Raw genomic sequence first — 26,764 nt, 5'->3', positions numbered from 1 at the left:
ATAATCTTCCTTCGATCCGTGGAGCCCGCACCACTACAATAAAAATTGAACTTTATGATAATCAAATGAGAATCAGATTAAAAATATCATTGATAATGAGAATCAATATCTATATAATGAGAATCGTTATCATAATAGTGATAATTATTCTCATATATAAGTATTAAGGAGGCTTACATAATCAATGAAATTTATCAAATATGGGGTCATCGCACTCATGATCGTCGTGCTTGCAGCTTGCGGGAATGCGAAGGGGGAGTCGAAGGAGGCAGGTTCGGTACCTGCGGCTACGTCGACAACAATTTCGGGTCAAGACCCGTCAAGCCAGGTTGATAAGAAGGCGGGAGAAGACCCTGAAGTGGAGAGGCTCTTGAAGCAATTCGGGACGAAGAAGCCAGAGAAGATTGTGACCTTATCAGTCTCTATTACGGAGATTTTGAACGAAATCGGGGTAACGCCAGCGGGTGTTCCTAAGTCAAGTAATAAACTGCCAGAAGCATTTGATAACATCCCCCGTGTCGGTACTTCACACCAGCCTGATCTCGAGCAAATCGCTAAACTGCAGCCAGATGTAATCGTAAGCCCAATGTCTATTAAAGACAGCATTGAGAAGAAGTTGAAGCCAGCGTCATTGCCTACGGCTTATTTGCCGGCAGATTCCCTAGAACAATTGAAATTATCAACGACTGTATTAGGACGTGTGTTCGGCCGAGAAGACAAGGCAAAGGCCTATCTGGAGAAGATTCAGCAGGAGGAGCAGGCAGTACTCAATTCCGTGAAGGGCAAGCCTGCACCAAAGGTCATGATTCTGTTTGGTTCAGCAGAAACATTGATGCTAATGAATGACAATACATTCGCCGGAAGTATTGCTCGCAATTTGGGGGCTACAAATGTGTTGTCTGACGTAATGAAGAAGTCTGAGGACTATGTACCGCTCAATATGGAGAGTGTAATAGCTGCAAATCCTGATGCCATCTTGCTGGTCGCGCACGGCGATCCGAATGCGGTTGCCAAGAAATTCGAGGATGACGTGAAGAAGAATGGCGCTTGGGAGAAAATGAATGCATTTAAAAATGGAAAAATGAAGGCTCTTGATTCCCAGTTGTACGGTATCGCGTCTATCGTAAAGGCGCCCGCAGCCTATAAAGATATGGCACATATCCTATTTGGTGAATAAGGGGTTCTTACAGAGTGAAGAAGAGTACGTCACGACATAAATATATCCTACTACTTCTAGCTGTTGTTCTGCTTGCCATTCTTACGCTGCTCTCCATTGGGATTGGGAGCGTGCAGTTCAGTATGAAGGAAACGCTAGATGCTGTACTCGGATACGGGAATGATGTCTCCAATACGATATTGTGGGATATTCGCATTCCGAGGGTACTGATGGCGTTGTTTATTGGAGCTAATCTGGCCGCTTCAGGCGCATTAATGCAGGCAGTGGTGCTTAATCCGCTTGCAGATCCTGGACTCACTGGAGTATCGAGCGGTGCGGCAGTAACGGTACTGTTCATTATGCTTGTTATTCCTGGGTATTATTCGATGGTTCCGCTCGCGGCAATTGTGGGGGGCAGTATTGCAGCGCTTATGGTATATGGACTCGCATGGAAGAAGCACTTTGGTTTAACACCTGTACGCATCATTTTGTCTGGGGTAGCTGTTAATGCAGTATTTGGAGGAATGATTGGACTGCTCTCCATCTTGTATAGCGACAGGCTTCCAGCTGCTCTGCAATGGCTGAACGGGAGTTTATCCAGTACAAGTATGGCAGATGTACTCGTCATCCTTCCGTATTCGTTGATAGGATGGGCAGCAGCACTGCTATGTATACGACATGCGAATATTTTGCGATTGGGCGAGCAGGTGGCACACAATTTAGGGCTTAATCTGACTCATATTCGAATTCTACTTTCCTTTGTTGCGGTCTATCTAGCAGCCATATCAGTGTCCACGGTCGGACTTGTTGGGTTCGTAGGTTTGCTTGTGCCGCACATTGCGAGAATACTAATCGGCTCTGACTATCGTTATCGTCTTCCTCTTAGTCTTGTTCTTGGTTCAATGGTGCTCCTCATCGCTGATACCATTGGTCGGACAATCTTCAGTCCTATAGAGATTCCCGCAGGAATTGTCATGGCCATGGTAGGAGGGCCATACTTCTTATATTTGATGCGGAAAGGGGATGCCTGATCGATGCTGCATCTGTCATCACTGAATATTCGTTATGGGAACAAACAGATTGTGCACGACTTCTCGCTTAATGTGAATGAAGGCGAGGTGCTTACGATCATCGGCCCTAACGGATCGGGCAAGTCTACTGTACTGAAGGCAATCACTCGATTAATTCCCTGTGATAGTGGGCGAATTTGTATTGCGAATGAGGAGTTGCAGCAGTTCAGTTCGAAACAGCTGTCGCAGATCATGTGCATGTTGTGCCAATCCAATTCAAGCCCTTCGGATATGACTGTAGAAGAACTGGTTGGATATGGGCGAATGCCCCATAAGAAATGGTTTGAACGGATGAATGATGAGGACAAGGAGATTATCTGCTGGGCAATGGAGCTAACGGGGATGACCTCCTATAAGGAGAGAACGGTTGTATCCTTGTCAGGTGGAGAGGCTCAGCGCGCATGGATTGCAATGGCGCTGGCCCAGCGGCCAAAAGTGCTGTTGTTGGATGAACCAACGACTTTTCTCGATATCGCGCATCAGCTTGAGGTTTTGGAATTGGTTCGCAAACTAAATCGTGATCTGAATCTAACCGTCATTATGGTGCTGCATGACTTGAACCATGCCAGTGCCTACAGTGACCGAGTATGTGTCATCCAGAGCGGGGGAATCCGCATATGTGGAACCCCGGGTACGGTATTTACATCAGAGCTGATTCGCAGTGTATATGGAGTAGATACAGATATTCAGTATTTACCGGATCGAGAACATCCACGAATACATGTGTTGAATAAATGGAATAAGGAAGCGAGGAATGGGAATGAAGCAACAGGATAATGACAAAATGAAACAAAAATATATGAATTTTATTGATAGTGTTCAATCTGTAGTGCTCAGCACAATTGCCGAAGATGGCTCTCCGTTTGGCTCATACGCTCCCTATGTGCGGAAGGATGGCAAGCTGTATATTTATTTGAGTAAAATTGCCCAGCATTATCGGTATCTTGAGCAGAATCCTTGTGTAGATGTTCTCATGATTGAAGATGAGTCCAAGACCGGAAACATGTTCGCTAGACAACGTGCTCGCTTCGCATGTCAAGCGGCGAAGCTGGACAATGAGGCGAATGAGGACATATTTGCTGAGTTTGAAGCGTCGTTTGGATCAAGTCTAATTCAGATGCTAAGAGGACTTGATTTCTCATTGTTTGAACTGACACCTACAGAAGGACGGTATGTTGCTGGGTTTGGCCAAGCCTATGATATCGATTTGGAAGCATTGCGCTTCGATCATGTTGCAAGAGATGGGCATCAACAGTCTGAACCAACAACGTAGGAGGGAGATGAGGGAATGACGTACGATACGGTATCGGTCATATGGGATACGATCCAAGAACGGTTCTATCAGATGGTGCAGGAACTGACTGATGATGAATTGAGTTATGGAGTGGGAAGTGCCACAATTGGCTACATGATCAGACACAATGCAGAGGTGGAATATTTATTCACAGAGTGGTACTTTGGCCAAGAGTTGCCTGCGGATGTGGAAATTCGAACGAGTCGAGGGCCGTCAGGCGATCCGAATCGATATACAAGCATACTTGACATGCTGCAGTTGATTCAACATTCGCAACATCATATTCGTCAAGCGATGTGTACGCTGCCTGAACAAGCATGGCATGTTCCGGTGAAGTCGCCAATGGGAACTATCACACCGCTACAAGCGGTTGGACGCCTGTTGTATCATACCAGTCTTCATGCAGGGCAAATTGCCTTCATACTTAAGCATACCAATCCCGCCTCCATCTCTGCGAGGCAGCAGAGGTCTGCCCCTGCAACTTTACATTGAGCCAACATGTAAGTTAGATTGAGCTACCTTGAAATCAACCTTTTGGTTGATTTCTTTTCTTTGTGTGGAGTAAGATATGTCCCGAGAGGAATGAACTGGAGGATGATGGCAAATGGTAAAGTATCTTGCATGTTCAAAAGTCGATATTTCAAACATTTATGAAGCGTTTACAGTTGGCTTTTCTGATTATATCGTGAATATGGAAATCTCCGAGGAGATGTTCAAGACTCGTTTCTTTGGCGTTGAAGGCAACCAGTTGGAGAATTCCTATATTGCGATGGATGGGGAACGCCCAGTCGGACTGATACTAGGCGGATTGAAGAGATATGAAGGCATACTAACGATGCGCTGTGGAGCACTTGCAATCCATCCTGATTATCGTGGAATCGGAGTGAGCTCAAAATTGTTCGAGCTACACAAGGCTAGAGCAGTGGAGTGCGGTTGTGGGCAGCTGTTCCTTGAAGTCATAGTTGGGAATGACAGGGCGATCCAATTCTATAAAAAGAAAGGCTACTCCAAAGTATACGATCTTAGCTATTTTACCTTGAATCATCCAGCTAGTATGCTGGGCAGAAATGTTGAGGGGCTTGAAATTAAGCCAATTCCGTTCGAATGTTTTGAGCAGCATGTACACAATTGGCGCATCCCGCATATCAATTGGCAGAATGATTTGGATTACATGAGGTTGTCTGACACCAATAATTATGCCGCAGCTTATGAAGGCGATAAGGTCATTGCAAGTTTATGTATGAATGATAGTGGCAAGGTTAGTTTTCTCTACGTAGATGTTGAATATCGAAATCAGGGGATTGCTGCCGATATGCTTATGACCATGATAAGAGAGAAGCAGCCAGAGCGAGTATCGGTTTCTTTTGCGAATAATCATTATCTAGAAGGTTTTGTATCTAAGCATGGATTCAATCGGAATGAGCTCGAGCAATATGAAATGTATTTGCATTTGTAAATAATTTTTCAGTTGTAATCAATGATTCCCCCTCATTTAGGGACTTGGATAGGTGGATAAGCCTACATATGGTCAATGAACTATCAGCATACGTACAGAATATAATGATCACACTATCATGTATGCTGTAAGGATGTGTAGACAATGCCATTCATATTGCGCTTCAGTACAATAACGAGAGGTGCGATTACCTTTACCGGGAACTCACTCGGAATTAGCCGCGCCTCCAGATTTTCAGCTGCTTGTACACCGGGTACGGCTGATGCGATCGGCTCCTTTATTATCAATGATCCGAACTCGGTGTGCGGCACTGTTCCGTCCAGTCCTGCTACTGGCGGGGGAACGACGAATATGTATATGATAAATTTCTCAACAAATTCGCTCGTCCTCCCTCCTGGAAGTACAGTTGTATACGCTGAATTGGTATGGGGCGGGACTTATTTGATCAATACACCGGGCGGCGAGGATTTATCGGCCCGTTTGAATGACCCGGTCAGATTCAGTACACCTGCAGGCATGTTCAATATTCCGCCAGAGACGTTCTTCAATTATGCCGTTAATATTCAAGGAGATTTAGGATATGTGCGTTCTGCCAACGTAACTGCACTTGTAGCAGGGGGCGGTGCCGGCACATACGGGGCTGGAAAAATCGTTGGAACACTGGTTCCGGATCCGAATACGACCAGTTTTGCCGGGTGGACACTTGGGGTTGTATACGTGAATCCTGCATTACCTTTCCGCAGCATGAATTTATATGTCGGGAACGTCCCGATTCAAGCCATATCTCCACCAGTCAATGAAATGATCGGGAATTTCCAAACTCCATCAACAGGCCCTATTACCGGCCGCCTGCTCGTTAGTGCGCAAGAAGGGGATGCGGAGATTACGGGTGATTTCGTACGATTCGGTCCCAATCTGGCCAGCCTTTCTACGATCCCGCAGCCGGCAGGGTTTACGAACAATTTCTTTCAATCACTAATTTACGATGATAACGGGAATATCAACCCGACTGCAACGTTTGGGGATCGCAATCCGATACCTGGGCAGCCGGGATCCAACATCATTGAGGGGAATCGCCAAGGATGGGATATTTCCAACGTAAGCATCTCCAACAGTCTCGTGAACGGGCAAACTTCAGCAGCGATTCAATTCGGAACGAATGGCGACGGATATACTGTCAATCTGCTGGCGATTCAAATTGACAATATTCCGCCGACGCTGCTGCTGGAGAAGACCTCTTTTCCTGATACAGTCACCGTTGGAGAAGAGATCGTATACACCATTGTCGTCAGCAACGATGGAGACTCCCCGCTTGTGAACACTGTACTTACTGACCCGCTACCAGCTGGTGTAACGTTTCAATCGGTTCAAACTACGCAAGGTTCGGCATCGTTTGCTGCTGGAACGGTTACCGTAGATATCGGGACGATCCCGGTTGGTCAAAGTGTTACCGTCAATATTACCGTGCTGGCAACAGCGGCTGGACTCATATCCAATACTGCTTCAGCCCAAGCGAATCAGACCGGCATCATTTCCTCAACCGCAGTCAATACCGTAAATCCTCTGCCGCCTCCAATTCTAGAAATTGAGAAGCTGGACTTTCCCCCAATCGTCGCCGTAAATTCAGAACTCGTTTATATTATATTTGTCTCCAATATTGGAGGGAGCACAGCGACCAATGTTGTTATGAATGATCCGCTACCGGCAGGAACCACCTTTGTATCCGCTGAATCGGATCAAGGGACGATTTCGTTCGATGGCACGACAATTACGAATGACATTGGTTCACTTGCTCCGGGAGAGACTGTGGTCATTTTTATCGTCGTCATCCCAACGGTCACAGGTACAGTCTTGAACACGGCAACGACGTTTTCAGATGAGACTACGCCACAATCCTCTACTACCGAAACTCTAGTTATTGAAGAGCCGATACTTGAGTTAATGATATCGAAATTTGCGGGACCGGATCCTGCAACTGTTGGTGACGAGCTCGTCTATACGATCGTTGTCTCCAACGAGACGACAGAATTATTAACCGGCGTGGAAGTGGTGGATGTGCTGCCGCCTGGTCTCGTCTTCGTTTCTGCTGAAACAACGCAGGGAACTGTAACCGAAGTGGCTGGCACCGTGACAGCATTGATTGGCGACCTTGATCCTGGTCAGTCTGAAATTATCACGATTACGGTTATTCCTACAGCTCCAGGCATCGTAACGAACACAGCAACAGCGTCTTCTGATCAAACGGCACCTGTATCATCCACGATCGATACAACCGTCAACGCGCTTCCTCCTGCTTTTTTAACCATTGAGAAGCTTGGCGAGCCGGATCTCGTAACCCTTGGGAATGAAGTCATCTTTCAAGTGACGGTGTGCAACATGGGAGAAACGGCGGCCACAAATGTGGTTGCGGTGGATACATTGCCTGCAGGCGTTGAAGTCACTGGTATCCAAGTATCTGAAGGCACATTCATGCAGGTTGGGCAAACGATCACAGCATCTTTCGGTGTCATTGCCCCTGGAACGTGCGCTATGATTACGATCGAAGCAATTACGACTATAACAGGAATATTAACGAACACAGCAGTGGTGACCGCTGGTAATGTTGAAGACCCTGAAACAGCAACCGCAAGCATTACGGTATTACAGCCGCTCGCCATTTCGAAGCAAGCATCAAGCAACCCTGTGCTTGTCGGCAGCCTGTTGCAATATACGATCAGTGTTGCAAATCTCGGAGAACTTCCACTGACGAATGTAATTGTACGTGATGTCATTCCTCCTACGGTTGAATTTGTCAGTGTTCAATCTGAAGGAGGCACTTGCTCTGTATCCGGGCAGACCGTTACTTGTCTCTTGGGCACATTGGAGGGTCAACAAGAACAGACGATTATCATTACAGTCATTCCTTTGTTAGAAGGGGTGGTTACCAACACGGCTACCGCTCAGGCGGATAATACGCCTCCTGTTACAGCTACGATTACGACGCTAGTTGTTCGTCCTTTAGAGTGCATTTCTGTCAGCAAACTGTTCGATTGGGTTGTCACTCGGAGTGATTTTATCGTGGAAGAGTCAATACCCGAAAACTGCAGGGCTTTCGTAGAACAAGCAATTGCTGGTGGTCGGCAAGTGCTCGTGAGCTGCAATGCAGTGCCAGCTGCGGGAGAATGCAGCATCACGGTTGTAAAGCGGCTGCCGCTGCCCATTATCGGATCGCAAGCAGCTATTGTACTGACCACGTGCTCTGCAGAAGTAACGATTACGTTAACAGATAGTGGAACAGGAGAAACATGCACGTTTACACTATTAGTCAAGAATAACGAGAAAGTATCACTCTGCTTACCGCTCCCATTAGATGAATCCAACATTATTTCTCAAATATTCGATATCCATTGTGCTGCACGAATTACTGACAGCTTAACGATTGAGTTGCAATTGGATTGGTGTTTGGAGCTTATCGTGAAATTTACAATTCCGCTGATGGTTGAAGCGACATTCTGTCAACCTAGGGCATTAATCCCGATACCGGAGTCATGCAGCATCAGCCTTCCATTGCAATGTCCGACGATTTTTCCATTCGTATAATTTGTCTTGTAATCCATAACAGATTCTGGAATCTATATTGTTGTTGAGAACTCATGCTTGCATGAGTTTTTCTTTTTGTGCGCGGAAGTGGAATCATAAGGCAGACACATATTTGATCGGATTCAGATCAAGGGGATAGCTTGTGATATAATTACTGCTAAATAAGGAAAGCAAGGAGTTGATCGTCATGCAATATCGTCGTCTTGGCAATAGTGGATTGAAGGTGTCTGTGCTTGGGTTAGGAACAAATGCTTTCGGTAAGCGGGCTGACAAGCAGGCTTCGACTCGAATTATTCATCAAGCGCTGGACTATGGCATTAACTTTATTGATACGGCTAATATTTATGCTGGTTCAGAATCAGAACGCATCATCGGTGAGGCGCTGACAGGCAATCGACACAATGTCGTGCTGACAACGAAGGCAGGATTAATTCGAGGACAGGGGCCGAACGAGCGCGGCTCATCTCGCTTTCATTTGCAGCAGGAATTAGACAATAGCTTGAAGCGGCTAAATACCGATTATATTGACCTGTATCAAATACATACATTTGATCCGCATACTCCACTTGAGGAGACGCTGCGGACGCTTGATGATATGATACGTTCAGGCAAGGTGCGGTATATCGGAGCGTCTAATTACGCTGCTTGGGAGCTGATGAAGGCGATTGGCATCAGTGAACGGCTTGGTCTGAATCGTTATGTGTCCATGCAAACCAGCTATTCACTAGCTGATCGAACGCCAGAACTGGAACTGGTTCCGCTATGTCAGGATCAAGGGGTGGGAATCATTCCATATTACCCGCTTGCAGGAGGAATTCTGACAGGGAAATATCGTGTGGGCGATCAGAAGCCAGCTGGCTCACGAGCAGATACGGATCCGAATTTCTACAAATTCTTCAATGAAGAACGGTTTGCGTTAAGTGAACAGGTGAGCGAATTGGCAGCGGATATCGGCTGCCGCCCAAGCTCGTTGTCATTAGCTTGGCTTATGCACCAGCCTTGTGTATCGACAGTCATTGTAGGAGCGACGAAGGTGGAGCAGTTAGAGGATAATATAACGAGTGTCAATGTCGAACTTAATGAAGAACAGTTGAACCGGTTGGATGAAATAAGCCGTCGATATCGTTATGGTGAACCTTTTGCCGTATACCGATTGCCTGAGTAAATGAGAAAGTAAGGAAGCAATAGGCACCGCCTCTAGGTAATAGGGGCGGTTTTTTTGAGTTGAGATTTCGAAATCTTGCGCTCATATTATAAATACGATGTAACTGGAAGGACGGTATGTATAATAGGGGGAGAAATGGCCTGACCTCATAGCGGGTTAATAAACTGTACCTGTTCAATTGTCGTCTTGGTCGGTAAGCTATTATTCAATTGGAACATCTTTCTTGAATTGAACAGTGGAAGGGAGTTGCTGGAATCTGTATGCTTAGACAGAATCCGATCTTGGATCTATCAACTGAGGAACAGTATATGCTAGGCTCATATACGTTAGAGAAAATCAGTCAGTATCTATCATACACCGACGAGGTAGTAGTTGCCCCTGAATTAATCCCGTCAGAAATCGTGCAGTATGCGGAGCAAATTGACTTTGCTGCTCCTGTCAAGCCTCAAACTGCGGTTCAGCATGTTATAGAAGGACTGCGTCGATATCAAGTGCACACAGCACACCCAGGATATTATGGCTTATACAATCCCCGCCCGAACTTTATGGGGATTATGGCAGACACGATAACAGCAGCGTTTAACCCCCAGCTTGCTGCATGGAGTCATGCGCCGCTCGCGGTAGAGATTGAGAATTACGTACTGCGTGAGCTCGCCGTTCAATTTGGTTACCCGCATGATGTTGCTGATGGAACCTTCACGACTGGGGGAGCGGAAGCTAATTTGACGGCTGTCTTAACGGCCCTATCTTATCATTTTCCAAAGTATGCAATAGACGGATTAGCAGCTCTGGAGAAGCGACCCATTCTGTATGCTTCTGAAGAAAGTCATCATTCATTGGTGAAGGCGGCTCGATCCTGTGGGCTTGGAACGAATTCAATTCGCTCCATTCGTACGAACGATTCCTTGCAAATGGATATAGATGCGTTATCAGAACAAATACGTATAGACCGCGCGCAGGGTTTTGCCCCATTTCTTATTATTGCTACAGCGGGAACGACGGGAGCCGGTGCAATTGATCCCTTAATGGACATCGCAGCAATAGCGGAGCATGAACAGATGTGGCTTCATGTGGATGCTGCTTATGGCGGTGCAATCGTATTGGATTCCGAGCTGTCCTCCCATATAGATGGTATCCAGCAAGCAGATTCAATCGCGTTTGATGCTCATAAGTGGCTGTCCGTTCCAATGGGGGCGGGCATGTACTTCACACGTCATTCACATATATTGCATGAAACCTTCCGTATAACGGCAGATTATATGCCGAAGGAGGGTGAGGAGCTGCCTACGATTGATCCATATACGCATTCTATTCAATGGTCACGGAGATTTATAGGATTGAAGCTGTATTTATCCCTGGCTACTGCGGGGTGGGAAGGATATCGAGCTGTCTTGCGACATCAAGTTGAAATGGGCAAGCTATTCCGAGAAGAATTAATGCGATCTGGCTGGACAGTTGCCAATGATACCGTGCTGCCTGTCATTTGCTTTCTTGATCAAGAAGCATGGACACGAAACGACCAGGACTTCGCTCAATTTGTGCATCAACAAGTATTAAGCACAGGGAAAGTGTGGCTATCCGTATTTACCATTCATGGTGTACCAACGCTGCGTGCATGCTTTACCAATTACGATACGAATGTGCAGAATGTGAGTGAACTCATTCATTTATTAAATGAGGCCAGATCCCTATATTACAGTCACCAAGCACATGTGTGATAGATGGTATGGGATAAATTACAATGCAATGGATCATTGCACAATGATAGTGTGTCTACTATAATGTTACCTACAACTTTATAACTGGATGAAGTTTGCGGGAGATAGACGAATCGTCTAGCCGAAGGGGTAAGCTCTCAGGCGCTTAGGCATATCGAACCTTGAGCTCGAATACGTATAAGCAGGACCGTAAATGGACAGGACTCTGGAGAGACTCCATGATTGGGGCACCGAAGGGGCAAGACGAATTTGATTCTCGTGGATTCGTTAAAACTCTCAGGTAAAAGGACAGGGATGCAGAAGCGTAGAAAAATCGTAAGTCATTGGTATGATGATCTTATTTAGGTATGTCACTTACGTCAGGTTGTTTATTCTGCACACATGTCCCCAGGGTCAAATCATTCGATTTGACTCTTTTTATTATTCACAAAGAGGGGAACTGATTTGGCAATGATGGAACAATGGTTAGACAAATTGAACAGCATGGTATGGGGAGCACCGCTTCTTATCTTATTAGTAGGAACGGGAATCTTATTAACGATCCGCTTGGGTGGACTACAGTTGTTCCGCCTGCCGCTCGCCTTGAAGTTAATATTCAAGTCGAAGAACGAGGGAGAAGGAGATGTATCCAGCTTCGGTGCATTAGCTACTGCGCTGGCGGCGACAATTGGAACTGGTAATATCGTGGGGGTTGCTACTGCAATTAAGGTGGGTGGACCCGGTGCGTTATTCTGGATGTGGGTTGCTGCATTCTTCGGTATGGCTACTAAATATGCGGAGGGATTGCTTGCTGTCAAGTATCGCAACATTGATGACAATGGACAAGTGCTAGGTGGCCCAATGTATTATATTGAGAAGGGGCTTGGCATGAAATTCAAGCCGCTTGCTGTATTCTTCGCGATTAGCGGGGTGTTGGTTGCCTTACTTGGAATAGGTACATTTCCGCAAATTAATGCGATCGTCACATCTACAGAAGCAAGCCTTGGAGTGCCTGCAGTAGTCACTGCGGCAATCGTCACTATCGTGACCGCACTTGTTACAATTGGCGGGATTCAGAGTATATCGCATGTGACGACGACAATCGTCCCTGTCATGGCTATTATCTATTTTATCGCAAGCTTTGTGGTGCTTATTGCATTTGCGGATCAGATACCTCACGCACTGTCGTTGATTTTCCATGGCGCGTTCAATGTAACAGCAGCAGGAGGCGGCTTCTTGGGAGCAACGGTTATGATGGCGATCCGCAACGGAATTGCAAGAGGTGTATTCTCCAATGAATCAGGTCTCGGAAGCGCACCGATTGCGGCCGCGGCTGCGAAGGTGAAATGGCCGGCTGAGCAAGGACTCATATCAATGACTGGAACATTCATTGATACGATCATCGTCTGCTCGCTTACAGGATTAACATTGATTGTAACTGGTGTATGGAATGGCCCAATGGAAGGAGCGGCCATGACACAGGCAGCATTTGATGCTGCGCTGCCATACGGTTCCCTCATTCTTATGTTTTGCTTGATTTTATTTGCATTCACGACGATTCTTGGCTGGAACTATTACGGCGAACGGTGCATGGTTTATTTATTCGGTGTCAAATCGATTCTGCCGTACCGCCTTATGTTCATTGCGATCATTGGCTTTGGGGCATTTATCAAGCTGGATATGATATGGAAGCTTGCTGATATTGTAAATGGATTAATGGCGCTGCCGAACTTAGTTGCACTGCTCGGTTTGTCTGGAGTCGTCGTGTCTGAGACTCGTCTATATTGGAAGCATAGGGAATCCGAAAAATAAATAGAAGCAGGAAGCGATTCCTGTTCTTAAGTAAACTGCCAAATGCATGAAAGTGAACATTTGGCAGTTTTTTTGCGTTTAATGAAACCTTTTGCCTATCTTGTGCATCTAATTGACAGTTTGATTCGCGTGTATGGGGTAAAGAAGGGAGTAGAAACGGCTTGCATAGCGATATAGAGACAGAAGTGAGATTGGCTAAGGAAGGTAACAAAGAAGCGTTTATTCGACTCATCAAGCAGCATGAAGCCCAAATGTTCAACATGGCCAGGTCAATCGTCAGAAGGGATGAGGATTGTGCAGATGCGATGCAGGAGACTGTGCTCAAGGCTTATCGCGCACTGACCAACCTAAATCATCATGCCTATTTTAAGACTTGGCTCTTTCGGATATTGATCAATGAATGCAATATGATATTGCGGAAGCAGGCTCGCATCATCATGCTGGCTGAACTCCCAGAAGTTGGTGTAGCCACGGCAGAATACAGTGATCATCTTGATTTGCGTCAGGCGATCTATCGGCTTGAGGAAGTATCTCGCAATATTGTTATTTTGTTTTATTTTCAGGATTTGCCTATGCATCAGATCGCCGAGATGATGGATATGTCCGTGGGTGCGGTGAAGACACGGCTGCATCGGGCACGTCACACGCTCGCAGAATGGCTGGATGATACTGAAGAAAGGAAGATGAACGGATGAAAGACATACAACTGCCTATCGATCAGCGACTGGAACAGCTTAGGGAACCATATATTAGCGAGCTGCCAGAATCCGTTCGCAACCGAATGGATCGGACATACCAGATCATCGACGAGATGCTTCCTGGACGGAAGAGAAGAAGTCGGAAGAACCGCTGGCTGCGCAGAGTGTTGATTTCAACAGCGGGTGTAGCGAGCCTCGGGATAGTCATGATCTTCTCAGGTCTTGCCTCTCCAGCGATCGCACAGACGTTAAAGCAGATTCCGTTCATGAATAGCGTATTCAAACTGGTGGGGGATCTTGGCTTGCAAACTGCTGGAGAGAAGGGGATGGTCACCTCAGTCAATCAGCGCGTAACCCATAAGGGAGTGACGCTCACGATTTCTGAGATGATGTATGATGGCAGCAGGCTATCTCTAGTGCTCAGCAGAGAAGATACGAAAGCGGTGAAGGATTCTTTTTTTCAGTTATGGAACAAGCAGCGCATGCTTAGCAAGCGAGCCAATAATATCGATTTTTATATGGGAGACAAGCAGATAAATACCGGGATGGGGCTGCAGCCGGGTGGGGAGCATGCTCCGCAATCGATAATCGTTACCGCTTTAGATTCTGCTGATCTCGAGCTTCCAGACTCGTTCGAAATGAAGATGGTCGTGTATTTGGCTGATGTGGATGAGAATTACGAGTTCCTCTTCCCGATCAAGAAGGATACGGAGCGAACGATTATCCTAAAGACATCAGAGACCAAATCACATGATTCGATAAATATGTCGATCGATCGAGTCGAAATTACCCCCATCACAACCCGCTTGCTCGTCGGTGTCCACGGGGCAAGCGGAGAAGAAGATTATCGTAATATGCTGGATGCAATACCGGATAGCTATAAAGTTGATGGGTTCCTCAATCTGGAGTTCGATATCGAGGATGAGCAGGGAAATGAACAGAATGCAATTGCTGGGAATGGTTCAGGAGAAGGAAAAGGAATGGTGTTCTCAACCTCTTACGAGCCGTTCAAGGTGAAGCCTAGCTTAATCGTCATTAAGCCGTTTGTTAGAAAAGGCCCGGATAAGAATTATATCCCACAACTGGAGTTCAAGCTGCCCGTTCGATGAAAGGATTGCATTCCTCGATCATTCACGTGTAACATGAATATTGGTGGAATTATGCCATTACATCATGTATTTCAATCGGAGGAGAGTTCACATCATGGAGCGCTTGAATGATTTGGAACCAGGCATTCGAAGCATCGTTAAGGAATTTATTGAAGCAGGACGTCCTTCTGCGAGACAGCAGAGCTATCAGGAGCGCCGTCAAGGTTATGTTCAATCGGTTGTGTTGGCAGGAGAATCGGAGCCTATATGGGAAATCACTGATCATACGATCGATTCCATCCCTTTACGCATTTACCGACCGTCGTATGCGTCTAATCTTCCTGTTATGATCTATTATCATGGCGGATGCTTTATAAGCGGGGATTTCACAACGCATGACCGCCAGTTAAGAGCATTAGCTAACAAGGGGAACTCGATTGTGGTAGCGGTTGATTACCGCTTGGCACCAGAACATGCCTATCCAGCTGCTCATGATGATGCCTATAAGACCGCACAAATTGTGCGTGAGCATGCCGTATCTTGGGGAGGAAATCCGAATGATATTACACTGGCAGGTGATAGTGCGGGCGGACATATTGCGTTAGTAACGTCCTTGCGGCTCAAGGCACAGAAGGAATGGATGCCAACAAGACAAATCTTGATATATCCGATGTTGGACGCAAGTGGTTCAAGCGAGAGTTATCAACGGTACGGAGATGATTACGTGATCACTCGCGATGCACTGCTCAGCGGTTTTGAAGCTTATTTCGGAGACATTCCATCCGAACATCCAGAGGCAAGTCCTATTCAGCGCAGCGACTTGGAAGGATTGCCATACACACATATTCTTCTTGCCGAATTCGATCCTCTTGCAGACGAGGGAGAAATGTTGTATCGACGGCTGCTTGATGCAGGAGTTGGTGCAGAGTGCAGGAAGTACTTCGGTGTCAATCACGGATTTTTCCAACTCGCGGGCATAAGCGGCGCTGCACGGACGGCCATTCAGGACGTTGCCTCTATTATGACGAGGTAACAATAGATACAATCATTTGCTTGAACTAGATTTAGAAGAGTTGAAATAGATTACAGATAGATATAGATATAAAAGAAGAGATAAAAAGGTGAATAGATAAATTCCTAGTTGAATCAGCGGCAGACGGTTCATATCCGGTTACGAGCGTACTGATCTGTCGCTGTACAACTAGGATAATAGAGTTAAGACATACTCAGAAAACCTTTCTTCCATTTTCTGATTTTCGTACGGAATGATGTAAATGGAGCAACCGAATTAATATGTATCCATCGAGCCATCGGCCAATTCTGCTTGTCCCCTGTCCAATTGCGAACCCCTTGTATGAACAACGCCTCATCGTTATAGCTATCAATCCAATTCACCCACAACTGTACGGCATCCTTAAGTTGATTCCTCAATTCAGTTAACGAGTAAGATGAATAATGCTCGTAGAAAGATTGATATAATGCACCGAGTTGATTCCACTTATACTCTGGAGAAGGCATATGTACGATTTCGCCTTCCTGTTCCTGCTTGTCCCACCCCATAACGAGATGCAACCAGCCTAATTGATAGGCGATGATCTCGGCTGGAGTTCGATCTACCCCAGTGATCCGCACATCCCTTGCACCGTCCTCGATATCGTTGAATTCTTCATCAAACCGCCTATAGGTATATTGGATTGCATCAATTAAGGCAGCCTTATTGTTGTAATGATATGCTGTCATCGCGTTATCCCTCCTAAGCAATTCCTGTACATAGTATGACATTGGTAACCTGACAACTGGATGTCAACAATAATTGAACTTTGGAAATTTTTGTTTCACTGCAGAGTTGGAAAGTTCCTTTTGCAATCGGGGATATTCATAGGCTCTAATGGGATTGTTCCAAGATCCATGTCTGTCTATTGAGCTTGTTTTGAAAGGTCTGATAGAGTAGTGATAGCAATAATGGCAATAAAAGGATTTTGATCTATATCATAGTACATTACAGGAAGGTGCTTGCTAGGGATGAATAAGATGTTTGCCACGCTAAGTGCAGTCATCGTATTAGCATGTTCATTACTAATATACCATTTTGTCATGGATGATTCGCATGTTGAACGTACTAATTCTCACAGTCAATTATCGCTTATCGATGCACTGCATGTTGGAATGGTAGCGGCAAAAAAGTGGAATCCCGATGCTGTCCTACTCTATGTGACAAGCGTGGATGACGGGTTAGGGAAGACAAGTGGACAAGAAGGTACAAGGAGTCGATGGAATTTACAAGTGGGTGCCCCTGCGAACAAGCGCGCTGTTATTGCGATTCGGGATGGAAAGGTGGATAAGGTCATACCTGGAATAGGTAATTACAATTCCGAATGGATGGTATCTACTGACAAGGTCAAGATTGACAGTTCTGTGGCAGTGCTCAAAAGCATACGGTCAAGACATTTGCTGCCTGGAGATGGATGGGCTAACGGCTATCACTTTATTCTTCAGGCAGGAGAAGGATTGACTACGATAACAGTAATTGGCCGAGATGATCAAGATCAACTGCAGCAGATCGAGTTCGATGCTGTAACGGGGAGGATATTGTCTGGACAAGGGGAGTGATCAAGATGAGAAAGTGGTTTGCAGCCATAATCATGTCAACAGCACTTCTATTTACCGGAGTATCTACAGCGAAGGCGGACATCACGTATATGAATGAAGATTTTACTGCTTATACAGGGGCAGCAGGAGACAATAAGCCGGTGTTTGCTGGTGGAAAAGCTGCCTACATCGGTGGTGTTGCTGTGCATCCGACAATCTGGGGGGCGGGAAACTGGAACAAGCCTGTTTTTCCGTTTGGTACAATGATTGTATTAAATAATAATGAGAGCATATCGATTCCAGGCGGTTACGTGATAAACACGTTTGTTGTGGAAGATACAGGGGATCTCAAGAATACAGCTAAACTCTCATATCGTTGGATTGATGTCTATTTCGGGAAATATAGCACTGCTAATCATCAAGCGGCTATTAACTTTGGCAAAAAGAAGCTCAGTTATACGGTAATATCTTAATAACTATTGGAATAGGGTACTACTGGAATCAGCATTTCTCCATATCTAAGGTGAGATGCTGTTTCTTTCTGTTTTCAAGCCTTGCCTATGACGTTACGTCATAGTGTACATTGAAGGTAATATGACGAGAGGAGATGTCCTATTGAATGAACACATGTATACCGTTAAAGCTTTTGCAACACTAACTGGTGTTACAGAACGCACGCTTCATTTTTATGATCGGAAAGGGTTGATGGCTCCTTCTAGTTACAATGAACATGGACATCGTCTGTATAGTAAGGATGACATTTCAACCATGCAGAAAATTATTACTCTCAAATATTTGGGGTTTTCTTTACAGGAAATCGCGGATTACCTTACGAACCAAGATTCACCTCAAATTCGCGATACACTGCAAAAGCAGAAAGCTATGCTCGCGAAAAAAAGAGAAGAGCTTGATTATGTAATCAATACGATTACGCGGGTGGAGCAGATCATGCAAGATGAAGATTTAGACAGTGACCTGTTACTAGCGATCATCCACTCGATCCATCGTGAAAAGGAACAAGAAGAGTGGCTATCAGACCGATTGCCACAATCAGTTATCGAACATGCGCTTCTAAAGCATCTTTCCCCACAGGAACGACTAAAATTTGAGAGGGAAATGCTCGCTATTGTGAATCAATTGCAGCATTATTGCAAATTAGGAGTATCGCCATCCGAAGTAGTGGTTCAGCGTACCATCGAGCACATGATTACGACTATGAATGAACACATTGCACCACATTATAAGGAGAAAATAGCGGAGTTAGATCTCGATGATCATTCGCAGCTTTACGTGTCCATATTCTCCAAGGAAGTAGAGGATTACATCAAAGAGGCCGTAAATCGATTTGAGGAAAATCAGTTAAGGAGGAGCTGAAGATGTCAAGCATCGTATCAGATGTACGTCATCTGATCTATTATTCGATTATGATTTGGATGAAGAAACCAGGTGAGGAGCGGGGAGAGGCATTCTCCTATCATCAACATTCTCAGTTCAAAACTATGGCCATCTTTTTATCCATTTTACTTATAATCGAAGGTGTATTGTTTCATTTTCTCGTACAAATGTGGAGTGAACTTGCTGCATGGATCCTTTCAGCTATTAATATCTATGGACTGTTCTATCTGATGGCACTATATAAATCTGCGAAATACTTGCCACACCTAGTTGTGGACAATCGAATCATTATTCGTTGTGGTTATCAAAACAGGATTGAAGTGCCCCTGAATAATGTTGCCGTCATACAGAAGGCCAAAGAAATCAGCATGGGGGAGAAAATTCCGAAAGATATGCATTATTCTGTCATTATCTGTGATTCCCCACAATACGAAATTGTTCTAAAAGAACCAATCGAGACAAAAGGGTTGTTCGGGAGGACGATCCCGAAACGTTCCGTGGTATTCAGGTGTGATAACCCGGAAGCTTTGCTGCTGAAGCTAAATCAAGGGATCCAACATGCTAATGGGGGGTGATTCGTCGAGATAAATCAGATGTTACTGGAAATAAACTGAACTTTCTTAGCGTTCAAACGTACTATCCTATAAGTACATAATTGGGGAGGCATAAGAATGAAGAAAAGCTTGTCTTTGGTATTGGCAATAAGTATGGTTGTTGCAATGCTTGTTCCGACGAGCGCAATGGCCGCAGCTTCAAATGGGGGCTTGAATTACTCCGCTACTAAAAAAGTTGCTACTGAAAAAGCTTCACTGTTGACGGACACTTTCGGTACGACAAGTGTTCAATATGCACTCATTGATCATGGTAACATCGTAGTATCTGGGCAAGCCGGTAAGAATGATGCTCAAGGAAAAGTACCACTGTCGAAAAACACGATGTATGGAATCGGATCAACCAGCAAGGTATTTACCACGGTAGCCGTTATGAAACTGGTTGAAGAAGGAAAGGTAGATCTAGATACTCCTGTTGTGCAATACATCCCTGAATTCACAATGAAGGATGAGCGGTACAAGAAGATTACACCGCGGATGCTGTTGAATCACTCTTCGGGGCTCCGGGGATCAACGTTAGGAAATAGCTTCTTGCTTGGGGACAATGACACGATCAACCATGATACGATGCTGGAGCAATTGAAGAAGCAGACGCTGAAGGCTGATCCAGGTGCATTCTCTGTTTATTGCAATGATGGATTTACATTAGCTGAGATTCTGGTAGAACGGGTGAGTGGAATGGGCTTTACTAAATTCCTTCATCAATATATTACTGAACCAGCAGCTATGTCTCATACGAAAACACCGTTGGACAATGCAGATAAAACAAAGTTTGCAGGCACGTATCACCCTGCATTTGAAGGGCAGCTCCCTACGGAAAACGGCAATGTCATCGGTGCCGGGGGAATATACTCGACGGCTGAGGATCTTGTTCGTTTCGCGCAAATCTTTACAGGGGAGAATGACAAAGTATTGTCGTCTACATCTGTTAAAGCAATGCGTCAAGAGGAATATAAGCGCGGATTCTGGCCAGAAGGAGAAGTCGACACGGTTGTGAACTATGGACTTGGATGGGACAGTGTAAAGCTCTATCCATTCAATAGATACGGTATCCAAGCTGAGAATAAGGGCGGCGATACGATCATGTATCATGCTTCGCTCGTTGTACTTCCAGAGCACAATATGGCAGCGGCCGTCTTGTCTTCAGGTGGATCCAGCTCGACGAATGCGATGTTGGCGAACGAGATGGTGTTGCAGGCATTGAAAGAGAAAGGTACGATTAAGGAGTTACAACCTGCTAAGTCATTCGGCAAGCCGAAGAAAGCGGCAATGCCTGCTGATGTTGCCAAGTATGCAGGTTATTATGCGTCAACCAATGTTGTCATGAAAGTGGCCATTGCCAAGAATGGCGAACTGTCTATCACTTATAATCAAGCGCCTGATATGCCCGCAGCGAAGTATGTATATACAGCAGACGGCACATTTATGAATGAAGAAGGAACGACGAAGATACGGTTCGATGCGAAAGACAATGGACGTACTTATTTATGGCAAAGTATGTACCTAGATGTACCAGGACTTTCTCAAATAGCTCTGACCCAGTATACTGGCGAGAAGCTTGAGAAAAATGATATCTCCAAAGAAGTTGAATCCGCATGGACGAAGCGCATAGGCAAAAAGTATTTTCCAGTGAATGAAAAATATAGTTCCCTCACTTATTTGCTTATGGATGGGGGTAAAATCAATAAACACGCCGATTTGCCTGGTTACGTGGACGATAAGACCATTACAGGCCCGGATTCGGCAAGTAATCAGGTGCAAATCCCAGCTATGGGCGGAAGAGATACAATGGAATATCAGTTCTTCACAAAGGATGGAGTGGAGTACTTAGATAGTTCAGGGTATATTATGGTATCAGAGGATACAATTAAGCCATTGTATCAAGGTTCGAAATCTACAGTAACGATTCAAGAGGATGGTTATGCAAAATGGTTTAAGCTTCCTAAAGCTGTTGCTGGGAAGAAGCTGACCGTTACGACAATGCCTAAGCAATCTTCATTTGCAGTGTACAATGAGCAGGGGCATGTCGTTCATTTCTCCTTATCATCAACAGGGAAACAAGGAATTGAATTGCCAAGCGGTGGTACCATTGTATTTGCTGGTGGAGCGGGAGCTAAGTTCGAAGTCTCGATTAAATAAGCAGAAGCAGAGCAATCATTTCTTAATATGAAATCATGAGTAACTAGGTAATGATTTAGCTGAAAAGCCGCTGGATATATATCCGGCGGCTTTATTTGTTGATATGCTAAGCAATTGTTGTTCTTCGGATCATGATGAAGGAAAGTAACGAATAGAAAACCGCCAAGGCGAATAAGCAAGAAGCAAGTTGCGCAGCTGAATGGCTGCCGATCCATGTGAATATGCTGCCCCACCAGTTGTAGTACGTGCAGAGATAACTGAAGATGGAGAAAATGACAAGCATGACTGGGAACAAGATGAACATTCCCATGCGGCCATAACGACGGAAGAACATGGCAATGACGAACCCTAAGGAGCAAAGATGTATAGCTGTGCCCAAATAAGTCCACCATTGTTCAAATAAATTTCCGTCTGTAAGATACGGTAGACTAAAGAAATGGAAATTTACGCCTAAGCTCTGTGTAATGCTGCTTTCGCTAATGGACATTAGCATTACAATCGTGGCAACTGTTACGCTGGAAAGCAGTAGCATCAAATTGGTTCCAAAATAGTAGTCTGTTCTGCGGATGCTAATTCCAAATGCGAAGGGAAAGGTTTGAGTAACGGCTACGATGCCGAGAACCAATAGATAGATAAAAATAGAGACCAATCCACCGCTGAAGTAACCTTGTTCCGGTTGGAGCAAATAGCCGACTAACACATTAATCAGAAAACTAGGGAGCAGAACAAAACACCACGGTGCGAGAAACCAAAGTATGTGATCCTTGCTGTACATTTTCATAACGGTTGTTACTCGATTCATCGCGAATCCACCGCCTTGCGATCAGATTTTCTTTTTGTGAGGTGAACAATAAGCTGCTGCAGGGATACTGTTGAGAGATCAAGGCCTAACGATTCTGCTTGTTCTCGGATATGAGGAGTCAGCTTGCCAAGCACGGTTGCAGATAGCAGTCCACCTAACAGCTGCCGATCGATGATTGTATTTCCAGAGATGAATGACTCAACTAGTTCCCTCTGACCAACGACGGAGTAGGCACGGCCTCGCAAAGCATCACTTTCCTCATTCAAAATGATCTTACCCCCATCGATAACGATCACATGCTCTAAAAATTGACTGACTTCATCGATTAAATGTGTGGACAGCACGATCGTTCGCGGATGTTCCGCATAATCTTCAATCAACCGGTCGTAGAACAAGTTGCGAGCCACTGCATCAAGTCCAAGATAGGGTTCATCGAAAATGGTCAGCGGAGCTCGACTTGCCAATCCAATAACAATGCCAACGGAAGACAGCATGCCGCGTGACAGCTTCTTGACTCGTCTCTTCAAGGGAAGATTAAAATCATTCAGCAGCTTAGATGCAAATTCTTTATCCCAATTCGGGAAGATGGAAGGGCAGAGATCAATCACATCAATGACTCGAAAGCTGTCTGGATACTTCTGGCTTTCTTTAATGAAGCAAATCTTGCTCAGAACGCGATTATTCTCATAAGGCGACTCCCCGAACACATACAGTTCACCGCCGCTTGGAAACGATTGTGCAGTCAGCATATGCATAATGGTTGTTTTTCCTGCGCCATTGCGCCCAAGCAGGCCATAAATTTTGTCAGCTTCTAGTGTAAAGCTAACATCGTGTACGACAGTAACATCACCGTATGACTTGGTTAATCCCTTCACTTCAGCAATGGTTCTCATTTCGTTCGATCTCCTCTCTGAATCAAGTCTGTTAATTGTTCCCTGGAAATGCCAAGCTTCTCTGCTTCACGAATCATGGAGACCACATACTGTTCGTAAAAAAGTTCTTTCCGCTTTTCCATGAGTTTTGCTCTCGCTCCTGTCGATACAAACATGCCTATCCCACGCTTTTTGTACAAAATGTTCTCATCAACCAGCAAATTGACACCCTTGGCCGCAGTAGCGGGATTGATTTGAAAAAAGGAAGCAAATTGATTCGTTGAAGGGACTTGTGATTCTTCAGGCAATCGACCTTCGATGATGTCATCCTCAATACGTTCGGCAATTTGCACAAAAATGGGGCGGCTGTCGTCCATCATAACTGTCATATCTACACCACCAAACTGGTTAATTACTCATGTAACTAACTATATAACTGATGGTGTTATCTGTCAACCCACAATTACCCAATTTTCTAATGTGGTTCGATGCTGCAATCCAGTTTGTTAAATGGGCATAAGGGTTGTTGCAACGCTGAAGGAAATACAAAGACTCGCTCCCGGAAGGGGAAGCGAGTCTTTTATTCGCAGTGTGTTGTATGTAGAAGGAATCATGGTTTTATTGCTGCGTTCCACCAAAGAAAATAGATAGTAGAAATGCAAACGATAAGAAAGTACATAGAGGCACATACAGCCAGGTATCCATTTTTGCAAATTTCGTTTTGCTGATTCGCTTGAACAACCCGACATAATTGAAGTCGCCTATGACTCGCAAGGCGAATACGACAGCGCATATCCATGCGCCAGCTTGCAGGAGAACAGCATTGAAATGAAATGATATGTAGGATGCACGCATAAGTAAAATGACGGCTGCAAGGGCAAGAAGAACAGCAATGAGCAGGGTCATTCCCGGTCGTGGAGAGAATGTGCGCTTGCCATTTTTTTCGGGAATTACAGCTGTTGTGCCCCATGTACCACGGCATGCCCAATATACATGGAGTAGGCTGATGAGATATAGGATACAGGCCGCAACAAGACTGATTACTGATACCATCAACGATTCCTCCTTTATTACTGAATGTAGGTTTGAGCGATGATATTTGCTGAAAGGCAATGCTGATTGACAAAGAGGACAGTAAGAGCATTTTAGATTGATAATAAAAGTTCTTACGTGATAAGATGGTTGCAATTATTTCTGGTAGATGAAGAAATGATTGCTAATTTCATTATAGATCCATTTATCAATTGGTCAATAAAGGAGAAGAACGGTAGAAATGGAAAGCACATATGAAGAAGCAGTTCAATTGAGGGCTCAAGGGCAAGCCGGGCAGGCAATAACAATCTTTGCACAATTGCTGGAGAAGGACCCGAATAATGCCGAGCTGCTGTATCAAATGGCATGCGCACACGATAACTTAGGATTAGAGAAGCAGGCGGTGCCCTATTATGTAGCAGCTCTTCGCAATCAATTAGGTGAATCTCATCGACCTGGAGCTTTATTAGGCCTAGGAAGCACCTATCGGACACTGGGTCAATACGAAGATGCGAAGGAGATATTGGCACAGGGTGTGAGTGAATTCCCGAATCACAGAGAGCTTAAGGTGTTCTATGCAATGGCACTGTACAATGTTGGTGAGCATGCAGAAGCGATGAAATTACTGCTGACAGAGCTAGTAGATACGACGAATGATGCAGGAATCGCTAGTTTCGAGAAAGCAATTCGTTTCTATGCAGATAAATTGGATCAAATATGGGACGAGTAGACAAAATGAGTTTTCATTTATGTCCAGAATGGAATAGCTGAAGAAGCAGGAGTTAGTCATGCTTTAAAACGTTCACGAAGAAGCAGACTTGTGGTATGTTGTGCAGATACCCGAAGGAACATGATTCTGTCATGTCTCTTCGGGAAATACGTTTGTGGACTTTTTTCGAGTACAGATTTCGCTTTCTACGTTTACTCTGATCGTATCCTTTCTTCAATTCCTCTTATCAGCAATCATATGTTTTGTTGCTCGGCACATTCATTGAATGATCTGAACTTGGATCAGAACTTGCTACTGCAAAGTTGTATGCTGAGCGAAGGGTTTTATAACCGCCCATCATAATGCCAAGCGCAAGCACACCAGCTGCAATTGCCACCGTGAACCCCATATGTACACCAAAATGATCCACCATCCATCCAGCAATCGCAGAGCCAAGCGCAACCCCGATACCAAGTCCTGTTGTTGCCCATGTCATTCCTTCGGTTAACTGATGTGAAGGAACGATCTTCTCCACCAATCCCATCGTGATAATCATCGTAGGTGCGACGGACATACCCGCAAAGAAGACAGTAATCGCCAATGTAGTTAGATTGTTGACCAAGAATAGAGGAAGCAAGGTTACCAATGCAAGACTAACCGCAATTGCAAATTGACGATACAACGGCATGTTGATTGTAATTGTGCCGAAGATAAGACCTGCCAAGCATGATCCGATTGCGTAGACAGACAGGACGTAACTGGCTGCGATGGTGTTCCCCTGCTGTTCGGCAAAGGCAACACTTACAACATCCACGGTTCCAAATATCGTGCCGATTGCAGCAAGCGTAAGAGCAAGCAAGCGCAATGCACCGATTTTGAACACAGATCCCTGACTCGTGTTATGCTGCGGCTGTACTACCGGTTCGCTGCTCTTGTGCATCGTAAATAGTACAATGCCAAATGCCATAAATAAGCATGCGGCGAGAGGGCCAGCTTCTGGGAAAACGGACACGCATAATCCAACGGAAATGACAGGGCCGATAATGAAGCAAATTTCATCGACGACGGATTCAAAGGAATAAGCAGTATGCAGTTTTGGCGATCCCCGATACAGCTCCGTCCAACGTGCACGCACCATTGCGGGCATGCTGGGCATGCAGCCAGCCATGATTGCGAACAGAAAGAGCGTCCAATCGGGCGCGCCTAATCGTGCACATAGCAGCAGAGCCGATATGGAGATAATGCTTAACGCTGCTGCGGGACGAAGAACTCGTGATTGCCCTAACCGATCAACCAATCGGGATATTTGCGGGGCAAGCAGCGCCGAAGCGAAGGCAAAAGTGGCAGCGATGGCTCCAGCGAGACCGTATTCTCCGCGCATTTGAGCAATCATGGTAACCAAGCCGATTCCTGTCATAGAGATCGGCATTCTAGCGATAAATCCAGCGGCAGAAAAAATAAGAGAACCTGGGACAGCAAATAATTCTCGATAAGCACGTAACATATTACAATGATCCTCCTTGCTGAAATAGGGTGGTTTTCATTTACATACGAAGCGTATGCAAATATAATATTAACATACGGGTCGTATGTCAATAAC

General features: G+C 45.2%; 25 protein-coding genes and 1 riboswitch. Of the genes, 19 read left to right on the top strand and 6 right to left on the bottom strand.

All coding sequences use genetic code 11. The features are described 5' to 3' along the window. The first annotated feature begins 184 nt into the window (after nt 1–184). The 13 genes from ABN764_RS06400 (at nt 185) to ABN764_RS06340 (ending at nt 16,048) form a co-directional block, all read left to right on the top strand. A complete protein-coding gene (locus ABN764_RS06400) occupies nt 185–1,177 on the top strand; it encodes an ABC transporter substrate-binding protein (protein ID WP_174810186.1) in 993 nt (330 codons plus the stop codon). Nucleotides 1,178–1,191: 14 nt separating this feature from the next. After that, complete coding sequence (locus ABN764_RS06395) at nt 1,192–2,187, top strand: FecCD family ABC transporter permease (RefSeq protein ID WP_446671319.1); 996 nt, start codon at nt 1,192–1,194, stop codon at nt 2,185–2,187. A 3-nt stretch (nt 2,188–2,190) separates the two neighbouring features. After that, complete coding sequence (locus tag ABN764_RS06390) at nt 2,191–3,003, top strand: ABC transporter ATP-binding protein (protein WP_446671318.1); 813 nt, start codon at nt 2,191–2,193, stop codon at nt 3,001–3,003. Continuing rightward, nucleotides 2,981–3,499: a HugZ family pyridoxamine 5'-phosphate oxidase gene (locus ABN764_RS06385; protein ID WP_446671317.1), complete on the top strand. Its 519-nt coding sequence runs from the start codon at nt 2,981–2,983 to the stop codon at nt 3,497–3,499. Before ABN764_RS06390 ends, ABN764_RS06385 begins: the two co-directional genes overlap by 23 nt. A 15-nt stretch (nt 3,500–3,514) precedes the next feature. Next, nucleotides 3,515–4,012, top strand: coding sequence for a DinB family protein (locus ABN764_RS06380; protein ID WP_072731747.1), 498 nt, complete (start codon nt 3,515–3,517; stop codon nt 4,010–4,012). Nucleotides 4,013–4,124: 112 nt separating this feature from the next. Next, the gene (locus tag ABN764_RS06375; RefSeq protein WP_446671316.1) at nt 4,125–4,976 is read left to right on the top strand and encodes a GNAT family N-acetyltransferase; all 852 of its coding nucleotides are present in this window, start codon (nt 4,125–4,127) and stop codon (nt 4,974–4,976) included. A gap of 144 nt (nt 4,977–5,120) precedes the next feature. Continuing rightward, nucleotides 5,121–8,555 (top strand): BMQ_0737 family morphogenetic spore coat protein, encoded by a 3,435-nt coding sequence (locus ABN764_RS06370; RefSeq protein WP_446671315.1) that lies wholly within the window; start codon nt 5,121–5,123, stop codon nt 8,553–8,555. A 187-nt stretch (nt 8,556–8,742) separates the two neighbouring features. After that, entirely contained in the window at nt 8,743–9,720 is a 978-nt protein-coding gene (locus ABN764_RS06365; RefSeq protein WP_446671314.1) for an aldo/keto reductase, read from the top strand. Nucleotides 9,721–9,980: 260 nt separating this feature from the next. Beyond that, nucleotides 9,981–11,438 (top strand): pyridoxal phosphate-dependent decarboxylase family protein, encoded by a 1,458-nt coding sequence (locus tag ABN764_RS06360; protein WP_446671313.1) that lies wholly within the window; start codon nt 9,981–9,983, stop codon nt 11,436–11,438. Nucleotides 11,439–11,633: 195 nt separating this feature from the next. Continuing rightward, nucleotides 11,634–11,740, top strand: a riboswitch (glycine riboswitch). A 148-nt stretch (nt 11,741–11,888) separates the two neighbouring features. Beyond that, the gene (locus tag ABN764_RS06355) at nt 11,889–13,229 is read left to right on the top strand and encodes an alanine/glycine:cation symporter family protein (RefSeq protein WP_446671312.1); all 1,341 of its coding nucleotides are present in this window, start codon (nt 11,889–11,891) and stop codon (nt 13,227–13,229) included. 161 nt (nt 13,230–13,390) lie between these two features. Further along, nucleotides 13,391–13,924, top strand: coding sequence for a sigma-70 family RNA polymerase sigma factor (locus tag ABN764_RS06350; RefSeq protein ID WP_021253554.1), 534 nt, complete (start codon nt 13,391–13,393; stop codon nt 13,922–13,924). Continuing rightward, nucleotides 13,921–15,036 (top strand): DUF4179 domain-containing protein, encoded by a 1,116-nt coding sequence (locus ABN764_RS06345; protein WP_446671311.1) that lies wholly within the window; start codon nt 13,921–13,923, stop codon nt 15,034–15,036. The genes ABN764_RS06350 and ABN764_RS06345 overlap by 4 nt, the downstream gene beginning before the upstream one ends. A gap of 94 nt (nt 15,037–15,130) precedes the next feature. After that, the gene (locus tag ABN764_RS06340) at nt 15,131–16,048 is read left to right on the top strand and encodes an alpha/beta hydrolase (RefSeq protein WP_174808261.1); all 918 of its coding nucleotides are present in this window, start codon (nt 15,131–15,133) and stop codon (nt 16,046–16,048) included. 182 nt (nt 16,049–16,230) lie between these two features. Here ABN764_RS06340 and ABN764_RS06335 read toward each other — a convergent pair whose 3' ends face one another. Beyond that, nucleotides 16,231–16,755, bottom strand: a complete 525-nt coding sequence (locus ABN764_RS06335; RefSeq protein ID WP_446671310.1) for a ClbS/DfsB family four-helix bundle protein — start codon at nt 16,753–16,755, stop codon at nt 16,231–16,233. A gap of 282 nt (nt 16,756–17,037) precedes the next feature. Here ABN764_RS06335 and ABN764_RS06330 point away from each other — a divergent pair, with 282 nt between their 5' ends. The 5 genes from ABN764_RS06330 to ABN764_RS06310 all read left to right on the top strand — a co-directional run bounded on the left by ABN764_RS06330 (nt 17,038) and on the right by ABN764_RS06310 (nt 21,749). Further along, entirely contained in the window at nt 17,038–17,625 is a 588-nt protein-coding gene (locus ABN764_RS06330; protein WP_174808259.1) for a hypothetical protein, read from the top strand. Between the two features lie 5 nt (nt 17,626–17,630). Further along, the gene (locus ABN764_RS06325) at nt 17,631–18,077 is read left to right on the top strand and encodes a DUF8837 domain-containing protein (protein WP_021260220.1); all 447 of its coding nucleotides are present in this window, start codon (nt 17,631–17,633) and stop codon (nt 18,075–18,077) included. A 142-nt stretch (nt 18,078–18,219) separates the two neighbouring features. Continuing rightward, a complete protein-coding gene (locus ABN764_RS06320; RefSeq protein WP_446671309.1) occupies nt 18,220–18,978 on the top strand; it encodes a MerR family transcriptional regulator in 759 nt (252 codons plus the stop codon). Between the two features lie 2 nt (nt 18,979–18,980). Next, nucleotides 18,981–19,574, top strand: a complete 594-nt coding sequence (locus tag ABN764_RS06315) for a hypothetical protein (RefSeq protein WP_446671308.1) — start codon at nt 18,981–18,983, stop codon at nt 19,572–19,574. 96 nt (nt 19,575–19,670) lie between these two features. Continuing rightward, nucleotides 19,671–21,749 (top strand): serine hydrolase domain-containing protein, encoded by a 2,079-nt coding sequence (locus tag ABN764_RS06310; protein ID WP_446671307.1) that lies wholly within the window; start codon nt 19,671–19,673, stop codon nt 21,747–21,749. 106 nt (nt 21,750–21,855) lie between these two features. Here the strand turns inward: ABN764_RS06310 and ABN764_RS06305 are convergent, their stop codons facing one another. The 4 genes from ABN764_RS06305 to ABN764_RS06290 all read right to left on the bottom strand — a co-directional run bounded on the left by ABN764_RS06305 (nt 21,856) and on the right by ABN764_RS06290 (nt 24,476). Continuing rightward, nucleotides 21,856–22,551 carry a hypothetical protein gene (locus ABN764_RS06305; RefSeq protein ID WP_446671306.1) on the bottom strand — a complete coding sequence of 232 codons (696 nt, stop codon included), beginning with the start codon at nt 22,549–22,551 and terminating at the stop codon, nt 21,856–21,858. Beyond that, the gene (locus ABN764_RS06300; RefSeq protein ID WP_072731724.1) at nt 22,548–23,444 is read right to left on the bottom strand and encodes an ABC transporter ATP-binding protein; all 897 of its coding nucleotides are present in this window, start codon (nt 23,442–23,444) and stop codon (nt 22,548–22,550) included. The genes ABN764_RS06305 and ABN764_RS06300 overlap by 4 nt, the downstream gene beginning before the upstream one ends. After that, entirely contained in the window at nt 23,441–23,812 is a 372-nt protein-coding gene (locus tag ABN764_RS06295; RefSeq protein WP_072731723.1) for a GntR family transcriptional regulator, read from the bottom strand. Before ABN764_RS06295 ends, ABN764_RS06300 begins: the two co-directional genes overlap by 4 nt. A 229-nt stretch (nt 23,813–24,041) precedes the next feature. Next, nucleotides 24,042–24,476, bottom strand: a complete 435-nt coding sequence (locus tag ABN764_RS06290) for a DUF3995 domain-containing protein (protein ID WP_138185670.1) — start codon at nt 24,474–24,476, stop codon at nt 24,042–24,044. A gap of 220 nt (nt 24,477–24,696) precedes the next feature. Here ABN764_RS06290 and ABN764_RS06285 point away from each other — a divergent pair, with 220 nt between their 5' ends. Then, the gene (locus ABN764_RS06285; RefSeq protein WP_072731721.1) at nt 24,697–25,185 is read left to right on the top strand and encodes a tetratricopeptide repeat protein; all 489 of its coding nucleotides are present in this window, start codon (nt 24,697–24,699) and stop codon (nt 25,183–25,185) included. Between the two features lie 226 nt (nt 25,186–25,411). Here the strand turns inward: ABN764_RS06285 and ABN764_RS06280 are convergent, their stop codons facing one another. Further along, on the bottom strand, nt 25,412–26,668 hold the full coding sequence (locus ABN764_RS06280) for an MFS transporter (RefSeq protein ID WP_446671305.1): 1,257 nt from the start codon (nt 26,666–26,668) through the stop codon (nt 25,412–25,414). Between the last annotated feature and the right edge of the window lie 96 nt (nt 26,669–26,764).

Source organism: Paenibacillus wuxiensis (assembly GCF_040195695.1).
GTDB classification, from domain to species: Bacteria; Bacillota; Bacilli; order Paenibacillales; family Paenibacillaceae; genus Paenibacillus_B; species Paenibacillus_B suaedae.
The sequence above is the reverse complement of the archived record's forward strand: the minus strand, read 5'-3'. Positions and strand labels throughout refer to the sequence as shown.